We start from the raw sequence: 11404 nt of genomic DNA on the forward strand, positions 1-11404 counted from the left end.
ACTATTATTCACGAACAAATGTCCCCATACCGCCTAACGCGTCTCCCTCTTGGGCTTTTTCGGCTTCTTCTTGTCGGCGCGCTTCTTCGCGGATTTCTTCGGCACTCTTCTCTAAGCTCCAGCTCTGTGTTGACGCACTGTTTGCCGCGTCATCAATGAGATGATTCATGCCATGTTCACGCAGTTTTTGCTTGAAATTATTCGCTGAATCGACATAAAGCAGGGCTTCCTCTGCTGTTACTTTCTCTGCTTTGAGCAAATCTAAAATGTAGTTATCAAAATTAATCACCCCTTCACGCATACTGGCTCTATCCATCGCTTCTTCGATAGCGCTTAGCTTGCCCTCAGAAATAAGCATTTGAATATGCGGCGTATTAGTCATGATCTCCAGCGCCGCCACTCGACCCGAACCCGACGCATGGTGCATTAATCGCTGACAAACGACGGCATTTAGCGATTCTGACAAATCATGCAATAATTTTTCACGGCGTTCAAAAGGAAATAAGTTAATAATGCGTTCCAAAGTGAGCTTCGCACTGGTGGCATGGAGCGTCGCAAAGACCAAATGCCCCGTTTCGGCAAATGTCATCGCTTGTTCCATGACTTCCATATCTCGAATTTCACCGACCAACAAAACATCTGGCGCTTGACGCAGTGCGCTTTTCATTGCTCGTGCATAGCTGTGGGTATCAATACCAATTTCACGCTGACAGACAATCGACTTTTTGCTTTGGTGGACAAATTCAATCGGGTCTTCTACGGTAATAATATGATCTGAAAAATTACGGTTACGATAACCAATCATCGAGGCCAACGAGGTGGATTTACCCACGCCTGTCCCGCCTGTAAATAAGACCAAGCCTCGCTTCAGGCTAGCCAAGTCTTTTAAATAATCTGGCAGGTTAAGCGATTCGATTGTAGGAATCTCGATAGGAATACGACGCAACACCATGCCAACCGTGTCTTTTTGCTTAAATACATTCGTTCTAAACTGCGCACGCCCTGGATAATCAATCATAAAGTTAATTTCTAAATCCTCATTGAATTGGCGATACATGGCATCCGACAGTTTAGCGCGAACCATCATGTCTACTGCTTCGGCGTTGGGCTTTATGCCCTCTACATATTGCACTTTACCGTTTAATTTAATCCCTGGGTGGTTGTCTGAGGTAATGATTAAATCCGACCCGTTTTTGTCATTCATCAGTAAAGCCAGTTTGTCTAATATGGCTTCTGCTTGTTGTATATCCATTAAATTTCTCCCATTACTTGATGTTTATTCATTTTTAGCTGGTTTTTTAACTATTTTTCACCAACCCGTTAGCACATTCGCAGAGGCGGCGCCATTGGATTTACGTTAGGTTTTTATAGGCTTGCGTTAGATTTACGTGGGCCGAAACACAATCGGCTGCTCGGTTTTATCTCGTGTACTGCGCTCAACTTTATCAACCATATCAACCGTATCAACGTCATCAGTGCTCGCTGTCTGATGACGCTCAGGCAATAGCCAGCGATGACTTATTGCCGACTCCGTGTCAACGGTTTGCTGACGTGTCAAGCGCCCAAAATCAAACAAGGACGTATCCAACAAATGCGATGGCGAGACATTAGACAGTGCACTAAACAAACTATTTTTTCGGTTCGGGTGTTCTTTTTCCCAGTTAGTTAGCATAGCTTTGATGTGTTTGCGTTGCAAGTTTTCTTGTGAACCACATAAATTGCATGGAATAATCGGAAATTCACGGACTTTAGCGTAGGCAATTAAATCCTGCTCATCGACTAAAGCTAACGGCCGAATGACCACATGATGCCCATCGTCACTTCGTAACTTAGGCGGCATGGTTTTTAGCCGACCGCCAAAAAATAAATTCAAGAAAAACGTCTCCAAAATATCGTCTTTGTGATGGCCTAGCGCAATCTTTGTTACGCCATTGGCCTTGGCATACGTATACAAAATGCCGCGTCGCAAGCGTGAACACAGGCTACACATCGTCTTGCCTGCTGGTATTTTATCCGTTACAATCGAGTATGTATCTTCGGTAATAATATCAAACGGCACGCCCAGTTGCGCTAGATAACTGGGTAAAATCGTCTCATCGAACCCAGGCTGCACCTGATTGAGATTAACGGCAAGCAGTTCAAAATCAACCGGTGCCTTGCGCTGTAGATTCATCAGCATATCCAGCATCGCATAAGAGTCTTTGCCGCCCGACAAACAGACCATGATTTTGTCACCTGCTGCTATCATCTGATACTGCTCAATCGCCGTCGCAGTCAAGCGCCGAATACGTTTCTGCAATTTCTTACTATTCACACTACTCATTTTTCACCGAACCGTTACCAAATTATGCTTTATATTTATCGTCATTATGCCTAGAATGATAGGTTAAATTTCTCACACAACACACGGAGAATCTCTATATGTTAAAACTAAAACGTGCCTTTTCAGTTGCTATTCTAGCATTTGCTTGCTTTATTCCAAACGCTTATGCGGTAAAAGATGGTGATCAGTTCAGAGACTGGGAAGGCAAATGCGAAACCGTCGAAGGTCGTCAGTTCTGCGGCATTTCGCATACGATTTACGATGCCGACCAAAAACCAGTCGTCAATCTCTTTATTCGTAAAATCGACGGCCAACCCGATCCAATCGCTTTTATCAAGGTTCCGTTGGGTGTTAATCTACAGGCGGGGCTAGGCATTGCCGTTGATCGCGAAGAGATTGCACAAGTTCCCTATACAGTCTGCGACCCTGCAGGATGTAACGCGATTGTTCCGCTAAAGTCCGAAACCGTTGAGACGATGAAAAGAGGCAAAGAAATCCAAATTGGTATGCTACTGGTCAACCAAGAAGTCATCTTGACTGGCTCGCTCTCTGGTATCACCAAGGCACTAGGCGCATTGTAGGTATTATAGGCTAGGTATTAGGCGCATTTAGGCGCCTTAGCGGCAATATTGCAGCCAATTATTGCAGCCAATTATTGCCGTCAATATTGTCGCTTGTATCATCTTCCATTTGCCTCTTCATCAAGTGACAACCCACAATAACATCCTGCACAGCTAACAGCTTGGGCTGAGTAAACCCGTGTTGATACGGGCTTATTTTATGCTCGGCATGCATCGTGAAGCTGCCCTACCATGCGCTACCTTACCACGTGCTACTTTACCATGCGCTACTTTAACCTGCTTAGTCTAATTCTAGCGTCCACTAGGTGTTAATAGTAGCCGCCTAGACAGCTATCCAGCTAATCCGAAAAATACACCGCACCCAACAGCACAGGAGACGCTGAGCCCGTCATTTCACGCGTATCTATCGGCTGCCTCGACAGTGTTTTTGACGCTAAAATGGCAAACCCAGCCGCCTCAACCTGCTGCACATCAACCCCTAACACCGCCGTGGTTGTTACCTTCGTTTGCCTGCCGCACGACTGCAAACAATGCGATAATTCTTGTAACAACAGCGGATTTTTAGCACCGCCACCACTGGCAATTAGCTGACCCGTTGCGCCTGGCAATGCGCTTGGCAATGCATCAGACAATGCATTAACAATACTTTGTGCCGTCAACCGCGCCAACGTCCGCATAACATCGACTGGTGCTTCGTTACCTTGCAAATAGGTCGTGAGCCAATCTAAGTGAAAATAATCTCGTCCTGTGCTTTTTGGTGGCGGGCGACTGAAATAATCGTCTGACAAACAACGTGCCAGCAATTCTGGCAAAACCTGTCCCTGGCTTGCCCATTCGCCATCATGGTCGTAAGTTTTCCCCTGATGAAGTGCAATCCAGTCATCCATTAGCGCATTACCAGGCCCTGCATCAAATCCTAATGGCAACCCTAATGGCGAGGCGAAGTTGGCGGCGGTGGCGTTTTCGGTGTTGATACTGAATATACTGATATTGCTAATCCCACCAATATTAACCATTGCTGCCGCAGATTGCATTGGTTCATCACCAGTTAGCCTGTGCCCAAACAACGCTTGATGAAAATAAGGTGCCAGCGGCGCACCCTGCCCCCCTGCTGCGACATCTTTGCGGCGAAAATCACACACGACTGTTTGCTTTGTTAGATAGCTCAATCGCGCACCGTCCAATAGTTGCAGTGTATAAGGCGTTTCGGCATCGATTGCATGGCGTATGGTTTGTCCATGTGCACCAATCGCCGCAATTGCCTCGGGTTTGATTTTTACCGCCTCCAATAATCGTTGATACGCGTTGGCATAACAGGTTGTCAATGCAATTTCGGCACGGCAGGCCACATCAAGTTCATTCTCCTGTGAGCTGTTAAGCGCATAGAGCTGGCTTCGTAGCGCGGTGGGAAACGGCACATTGACATGGCCTTTGACCTGCCAATCGCTATCGTTGGCCTGCATAATTACGGCATCAACACCGTCTAAGCTGGTGCCGCTCATCATCCCAACCCAGTAAATGCTTCGTGTTGACGACACGGTGCTTATTGCCTCGCCAATTGCCGCAAGGTCGGCAGATATTGCCGCGCCAATGCGCGCGCTTCAGCCAATGAATCCTCTTTGGCACCACCGGGTAAAGACACCGTTAGTGGGTTACGGTGCTTGCCGCTCACAATGACCTCATAATGCAAATGTGGCCCTGTGGAGATGCCTGTATTGCCGACTTTACCAATCGTTTGTCGCTGTTTGACTGTGCTACCTTTTTTCACCAGTATTTTCGATAAGTGGGCGTAGCGGGTTTTATATCCATTTTTGTGGTCGATTTCAATTAATTTGCCATAGCCACTTTGCCGCCCTGCAAAAGTCACCACGCCGTTTGCAGGCGACCAAACAGGCGTCCCCGTTGACGCTTTAAAGTCTGTCCCTAAGTGCGGACGAATTCTTTTAGTCACCGGGTGGCGGCGACGCATACTAAAATGCGAAGAAATACGCTGATAACTCAGCGGGTATCGCAGAAATTTTTCATCGACACTGATTTTGCCTTCGCGATTTGCCCAAAACCATTTCCCTGTATGTTTAATAAGCACAAACTCCGCATGGCGATTATCACGTACAACGCGAACTGCTCGTAAATACTGGTTAGCGCCATCGCGTTTAAATAATAGGTAAAACTGACGAGGCGATTTGGCGGCTTTCATCACAGGAATTTCAGCCACTAACTGACGCTGCAGATTTGACAGCGAAATGGTTTTAGCCGCGTCTAGGATACGCTGACCTGGTTTTTGCGAAAAGCTCAGCATCAACAAATCACCTTGTGTCGCGGTACGCGGCAAGGCGGCATTATCTCGATTGGTGCTTGGTGCGCTTGTTGTGCTTGGTGCGCTTTGTGTTCTTTGCACGGTTGGCTGGCCTAGACTGGCTAGCGATTCCGATGCTTGTTGCGGGGCCGCTGGCGAAGCAGCCTGTAACGAAGACTCAAGTAACGCGGCATTGTCAAATGCGCGCTTTAACTGCGTTTGCAGGGTTTTTTCTAGGCTAGATAAACTCAATAATTGATTGGCAGAAGGTCGATAAAAGTCAGCCCGCAGTGCCCCACGTTTAACGCTAATGCCTCTGACCTGACGCTGGTTTGCTTCTGCCTCAAAAATCAGGGCAAATTCGCGGTCACTTTTGGCGTCTGGAATAATCGGTGCTGATTGAATTAATTGCAGCTCTTGGGCGCTGAGGTTAGCCTTGTTACACGCGACATCTAAGGGCTCACCTTTTTTCTGTATGAACGCTAATTTTTTCCATTGTCCTGCGGCGCGTAACAGCGTTTTTTCGCTACTCGCTGGACTTTTATCCGCTCTCGCCTCAGCGGTTTCTTCAACGTTTTCTTCAACGCGTTCTTCACTGTTTGCTTCGACATTCGCCAAAGATAGCGTTGTCGTGTTTTGTTCTCCTCCCTGCACGGCAACGCGGCGGTCTATTTCATCCTGATTAGGTAATTTACTGGGCAATTGACTGGGGTGGCTTTTGGCGACGCGCGCTCCCTGCACCTCTGTCACCAAAAAATTAATCATGCGGTTACCGCGGGTCACACGGATTTCTTGCAATGCCTTAGTCAGTGTGCTGGATTGCTTGGCAGGGATATCGCCTGATTTGTCGGCTGATTTATCGGCTGATTTGTCGGCACGATATGCCAAGCGAAAATGCCGCTCGGTATCAATCTTGGTAATCAATGGCAACTTGGCAATCATTGCTTTGTCGGCAGCGGCGATTGGCGTATTCTCAAGCGCTGCTGTTAATGTTTGGTTGCTTTTTTGGGTGAATTCGACAAATTCATATATAATGTCGGACTGATTCAATTCAGATTGCGGTGTAGGTTGCCCCTCAGATTGCCCCTCAGATTGAGACTCGGGCTGAGGCGCTGACTGCAATTCAGATTGCGCGATAGCTTTGGGGGGAATATTCACCCAAATAACGCAGCAAATTAATACTAACCGTGTGATAAACGTCAATTGTTGCACTTACTAAATAGGACTAAATACGAGATGGGCGTAAATGATACCTTAAAACTCCTAAAACGTGGAGCAGAAGATTGCCTACCTGAGGCAGAGTTAATCAGCAAGTTACAAGAAGACCGACCGCTGCGTATCAAACTTGGCATGGACCCCACCTCACCCGACCTACATTTGGGGCATACCGTCGTGATTAACAAATTACGCCAATTTCAGGAATTAGGGCATGAGATTTTATTCTTAATTGGCGATTTTACCGCAAGCATTGGCGACCCAACGGGCAAAAGCGCCACTCGTCCGCCACTATCACCCGAAAAAATCAACGACAACGCCAAAACCTACCAACAGCAGATTTTTAAGATTCTAGACCCAGATAAAACCACCGTGTTGTTTAATTCGACATGGATGAGCAAAATGACCGCATCGGACATGATTCGGTTATCCGCCCAATACAGTGTTGCAAGGATGCTAGAACGAGAGGACTTCAATAACCGCTACAAGTCTGGTCAGTCCATTGCCATCCATGAGTTTTTGTACCCGTTGGTTCAGGGCTATGACTCGGTTGCGATGCGCGCCGATATCGAACTGGGCGGCACAGATCAAAAGTTTAACCTGCTCGTTGGCCGCGAATTACAAAAAGCCTACGGTCAGCCACAGCAATGCATCCTGACCATGCCGATTTTAGAAGGCCTAGACGGGGTGCAGAAAATGTCCAAATCGCTGAATAACTATATCGGCATTTTTGACGCACCTGATGAGATGTTTGGCAAAATCATGTCTATCTCCGATGCGCTGATGTGGCGTTATTTTGAGCTATTGTCGTTTAAATCGCTGACCGACATTGCCCATTTAAAACAAGCCGCAGCCGACGGCAAAAATCCCCGCGATATCAAATTTGAACTCGCCGTAGAGTTGATTGAACGCTTTCACGATAAATCCGCCGCCACCCGCGCACGCGATAATTTTATCGAACGTTTCCAAAAAGGCCAGCTGCCCAGCGATATTGAGAAAAAAACCATCCGCATCGATAACCCGACTAAAATCGCTAACGTCCTAAAAACCGCAGGGCTGGTCAACACGACTTCCGAAGGCATGCGCATGATTCAGCAAGGGGCGGTTAAAATTGATGGCGAAAAAATCGACAACTCGGATTTACAACTAGACAAAGGCTTTGACGCCATTATCCAAGTCGGTAAACGGCGAATTGCGCAGGTTGTTTTGCTGTAATGCCGGCTTGATCGCTTCTGATTTAAATTCTGTTGTATAATGACGTCTTGGTTTCATAATCGAAGTCCTCTAATATTTCGTTAAAAGGACTCCGCTTTTTGTTGAGCAGATCATTTTGCTTCCTCAAACGCTATGGTAAACGGATACAAATGGCTTGGCACGGACAGCGCCAATGACAGGGTCAATAATCCGTTATCACCCAATTAATTAACTTCACAAATCAAAAACCGTCACATGGATTGCGTGACGGTGACGATTAGTCGCCATTTCTCTGGTTTGATTTAATGGGAAATTGCATCTCATTAAAGTTCCTCATTCTAGTAGCGCTTTCAATACACAAAGGATCCCCTGCGTCATCAGTACTTGCATAAAAGTCGAGCAGCCGTATCTTATCGCCAGCATTTTTATCCAATTTCAAGCTATAACGTTTTAAATTAACTGATGTGGGATGTTTTTTCAAATCAACAGAAATATAGTACAGCTTTCCGTTGCCCCATCGTTTCTCCTTTTTTATTATTTTTAAATCAGCGACAACGTCCCAAGGGATATATAAAAAATAAGCATAGCTGCTGGAAAAAATAGTTATCCATTTTTTTTCTATAAAATAAATACCATTGATATCCCAAAAAACAGAAGAGAAGAAATCTTACATATAGTTTAATTGAAATGTCAGATTAAGTCATTACTATTACACCTTGCCTAAGATATTAGGTAAATCGACTGATAAATCTTGAGCTAATTTTAGCGTATGCCGCTTTTTCGTCTTTTCGTCTGATTATCACTAATCTTTTGCAAAGCTTCGTTGCTCCTGAATTTACTGGGCTCATTTAATCTAGCGATACGCGCATTTTTTCCGTTGTCTTTTTTTGTCCACTACCTCAATGAACCCAAAAGAGTCAATAAATACTGGGCGTATCATGTAACGATAGTGATAACCAATCAGCAAAAAACCACAACCCTTCAATTAACGTTTTCAATTCAGCATTTTAATTACATATTTTTCTGGTATAATGTAGTAGAGAAAATAATTAATTTTAATTACAAGCTGCTAGTGGGTTGTTAATTACAGGGCGATGTGTTGGTTGCAGGGTGTTGGTTGCCATTGATTTAAAAAAATGTGTAGCGAGAGATGCGTTGCGAGAGACTTATTTGGCGTATCAGTAGCTAATCGAGTTAAACAAAAAGTTAAAAAAGGTAAAAAACATGATAAAGAGCAAAATAAAGCACGTATTCGTTAAATGGTCAGTGGTTGTGTTGTTATTGACGGTAGGCAAGCTAGCACAGGCACAGATTACGGTAGGGTCTACGGATAATTTCATCACCACATGGAACACTGAGGCACAAACCTCGCTTATCATCCCGACCACGGGTACGGGTTATAATTTCACGCTGTATTGGGAAGAGGTTGGTAATGCGGCGAACAATGGCACACTAACGGCCCAAACGGGGAATCCCACCATTACGGGATTGACGGTAAATACCGATTATCGTGTCGAAATCACGGGCGCTTTTCCGCGTATTTTTATTAGCTCTCAACCGCCACAAAGGACGCAAATCCGCACAGTCTCTCAGTGGGGCACGATTGCATGGCAATCCATGGTAAGCGCTTTTTCAGGAACAAGTAATTTACAGGTGACTGCGACAGACACCCCTGATTTATCAGCCGTCACTGATTTAACAGGCATGTTTGTAAATACTCAGGCGATGACCGGAGCTGGCGCCAACTGGGATTGGGATGTCAGCAGTGTGACGAATATGCAGTTAATGTTTCAAAGTGCTGTCAGTTTTAACCAAGACTTGGGTGATTGGGATACCAGCAGTGTGACAAATATGGAAGCTATGTTTTCCAACGCATTAAATTTTAACCAAGACATTGGCGATTGGGATACCAGTAGTGTGACGAATATGGAGTTCATATTTTTGGATGCATTAGATTTTAACCAAGACTTAGGCGATTGGGATTTAAGCAGTGTGACATCGACTAGTCTTATGCTATTTAACTCAGGGCTTGATTGTGGCAACTACTCGCTAACATTAATTGGCTGGGCCGCTAACGCAAATACCCCTGATAATCTAGCCTTAAGTAGCGTATCACCATTGCAGTATGGTACTGGAGCAGAAGCCGCGCGTGATGCCTTGATAGCTAAGGGTTGGAATATTACTGGCGATACACTGGATGCGACCTGCGTTATACCGACCAATACTACTGGCAATGCTGCAGCGATTCCGACGGTATCTTGGTGGGCGCTGTTAATGACGGTGTTTGGTGTGATGGGAATTGCTGGGGTTGCTCGTAGACGCAGCAATAGCTATTAACATTAGCGAGTATTAAGCAAAACTTCGCTTAGCAGAAAATTTAGCAGGAAATTTTAGTAGCCAAGGGAAATATTAACAAATGGTAATCAATTAAGCGGTGAATCAAGTCGCTGCTGTGGTTATTTTTTGCTAATATGTGATAGACATAATGTCTCATGGTGAGTGATTATGTTTTGATTACAAGCTGCTAGTGGGTTGTTAATTGCAGGGCGTTTTTTGCGTCACTAGTTGCCATCATTGGTTGCCATTGATTTAAAAAAATGTGTAGCGAGAGATGCGTTGCGAGAGACTTATTTGGCGTGTCAGTAGCTAATCGAGTTAAACAAAAGGTTAAAAAAAGTAAAAGGACATGAGAAAGAACAAAATAAAGCACGTATTCGTTAAATGGTCAGTGGTTGTATTGTTATTGACGGTAGGCAAGCTAGCACAGGCACAGATTACGGTAGGGTCTACAGATAATTTCATCACCACATGGAACACTGAGGCACAAACCTCGATTATCATCCCGACCACGGGTACAGGTTATAATTACACGCTGTATTGGGAAGAGGTTGGTAATGCGGCGAACAATGGCACACTAACGGCCCAAACGGGGAATCCCACCATTACGGGATTGACGGTAAATACCGATTATCGTGTCGAAATCACGGGTGCTTTTCCGCGTATTTTTATTAGCGGTCAACCGCCACAAAGGACGCAAATCCGCACAGTCTCTCAGTGGGGCACGATTGCATGGCAATCCATGGAGGCCGCTTTTTTGAGTGCACTTAATCTACAGGTGACTGCGACAGACACCCCTGATTTATCAGCCGTCACTGATTTAACAGGCATGTTTGTAAATACTCCGGCGATGACCGGAGCTGGCGCCAACTGGGATTGGGATGTCAGCAGTGTGACGAATATGCAGAGTATGTTTAGCGGCGCACCCAATTTTAACCAAGACATTGGTGATTGGGATACCAGCAGTGTGACAAATATGGAAGCTATGTTTTCCAACGCATTAAATTTTAACCAAGACATTGGCGATTGGGATGTCAGCAATGTGACGAATATGGAAGGTATATTTCAACAAGCAGCCAATTTTAACGGAGATGTTGGTAATTGGGATACCAGTAGTGTGACGGATATGGGGACTATGTTTGGCGGCGCATCCAGCTTTAACCAAGACATTGGCGATTGGGATACCAGTAGTGTGACGAATATGGATTTTATGTTTACCAGCGCATCCAGCTTCAACCAAGACTTGGGTGATTGGGATACCAGTAGTGTGACGAATATGGAGTTCATGTTTTTGGATGCAGTAGATTTTAACCAAGACTTAGGTGTAAGAAATCCTCGCGTTGTTTACAGTTAGGTTAACTCAAAGTAGTGACTAAGTATCTCATAAGGTGTTGCGTTGTTCAAACTTTTGTGCGGTTTGACAGTATTGTAAAAATTGATGAATCGATTTAATTCCAA

Annotated in this window: 8 protein-coding genes and 1 pseudogene; 4 read left to right on the forward strand and 5 right to left on the reverse strand. The window is 45.2% G+C overall.

The window, feature by feature from the left end:
- Positions 1-4 precede the first annotated feature (4 nt).
- Positions 5-1252, reverse strand: a complete 1248-nt coding sequence (locus GCU85_RS08980) for a PilT/PilU family type 4a pilus ATPase (RefSeq protein ID WP_152810843.1) — start codon at positions 1250-1252, stop codon at positions 5-7.
- Between the two features lie 132 nt (positions 1253-1384).
- Entirely contained in the window at positions 1385-2323 is a 939-nt protein-coding gene (gene ttcA / locus GCU85_RS08985; RefSeq protein ID WP_152810844.1) for a tRNA 2-thiocytidine(32) synthetase TtcA, read from the reverse strand.
- 98 nt (positions 2324-2421) lie between these two features.
- Here ttcA and GCU85_RS08990 point away from each other — a divergent pair, with 98 nt between their 5' ends.
- Positions 2422-2904, forward strand: a complete 483-nt coding sequence (locus GCU85_RS08990) for an invasion associated locus B family protein (protein WP_152810845.1) — start codon at positions 2422-2424, stop codon at positions 2902-2904.
- A gap of 338 nt (positions 2905-3242) precedes the next feature.
- On the opposite strand, the gene GCU85_RS08995 is transcribed toward GCU85_RS08990, so the two are convergent.
- Together GCU85_RS08995 and GCU85_RS10340 are read right to left on the reverse strand one after the other, a co-directional pair.
- Entirely contained in the window at positions 3243-4442 is a 1200-nt protein-coding gene (locus GCU85_RS08995; RefSeq protein WP_218110644.1) for an anhydro-N-acetylmuramic acid kinase, read from the reverse strand.
- Positions 4443-4447: 5 nt separating this feature from the next.
- Complete coding sequence (locus GCU85_RS10340) at positions 4448-6358, reverse strand: M23 family metallopeptidase (RefSeq protein WP_152810846.1); 1911 nt, start codon at positions 6356-6358, stop codon at positions 4448-4450.
- Between the two features lie 78 nt (positions 6359-6436).
- Between GCU85_RS10340 and tyrS the strand changes: the two genes are divergently transcribed.
- The 3 genes from tyrS to GCU85_RS09015 all read left to right on the forward strand — a co-directional run bounded on the left by tyrS (position 6437) and on the right by GCU85_RS09015 (position 11300).
- Positions 6437-7630 carry a tyrosine--tRNA ligase gene (tyrS, locus tag GCU85_RS09005; protein WP_152810847.1) on the forward strand — a complete coding sequence of 398 codons (1194 nt, stop codon included), beginning with the start codon at positions 6437-6439 and terminating at the stop codon, positions 7628-7630.
- Positions 7631-8833: 1203 nt separating this feature from the next.
- Positions 8834-9946, forward strand: a complete 1113-nt coding sequence (locus GCU85_RS09010; RefSeq protein WP_152810848.1) for a BspA family leucine-rich repeat surface protein — start codon at positions 8834-8836, stop codon at positions 9944-9946.
- Between the two features lie 349 nt (positions 9947-10295).
- Complete coding sequence (locus GCU85_RS09015) at positions 10296-11300, forward strand: BspA family leucine-rich repeat surface protein (protein ID WP_152810849.1); 1005 nt, start codon at positions 10296-10298, stop codon at positions 11298-11300.
- Here GCU85_RS09015 and GCU85_RS10485 read toward each other — a convergent pair.
- Positions 11297-11404: pseudogene (locus GCU85_RS10485) on the reverse strand (IS481 family transposase); the annotation flags it as partial. The gene GCU85_RS09015 and the pseudogene GCU85_RS10485 sit on opposite strands and share 4 nt — an antisense overlap.

The sequence above is a fragment of the Ostreibacterium oceani genome (assembly GCF_009362845.1).
Lineage (GTDB): Bacteria > Pseudomonadota > Gammaproteobacteria > Cardiobacteriales > Ostreibacteriaceae > Ostreibacterium > Ostreibacterium oceani.

What these genes read in the sequence shown, in the direction of transcription:
- tyrS (WP_152810847.1), top strand. Translation starts at nt 6,437, where the DNA reads ATGGGCGTAAATGATACCTTAAAACTCCTAAAACGTGGAGCAGAAGAT.
- ttcA (WP_152810844.1), bottom strand. Translation starts at nt 2,323, where the DNA reads ATGAGTAGTGTGAATAGTAAGAAATTGCAGAAACGTATTCGGCGCTTG.
- GCU85_RS09010 (WP_152810848.1), top strand. Translation starts at nt 8,834, where the DNA reads ATGATAAAGAGCAAAATAAAGCACGTATTCGTTAAATGGTCAGTGGTT.
- GCU85_RS08990 (WP_152810845.1), top strand. Translation starts at nt 2,422, where the DNA reads ATGTTAAAACTAAAACGTGCCTTTTCAGTTGCTATTCTAGCATTTGCT.
- GCU85_RS09015 (WP_152810849.1), top strand. Translation starts at nt 10,296, where the DNA reads ATGAGAAAGAACAAAATAAAGCACGTATTCGTTAAATGGTCAGTGGTT.
- GCU85_RS08980 (WP_152810843.1), bottom strand. Translation starts at nt 1,252, where the DNA reads ATGGATATACAACAAGCAGAAGCCATATTAGACAAACTGGCTTTACTG.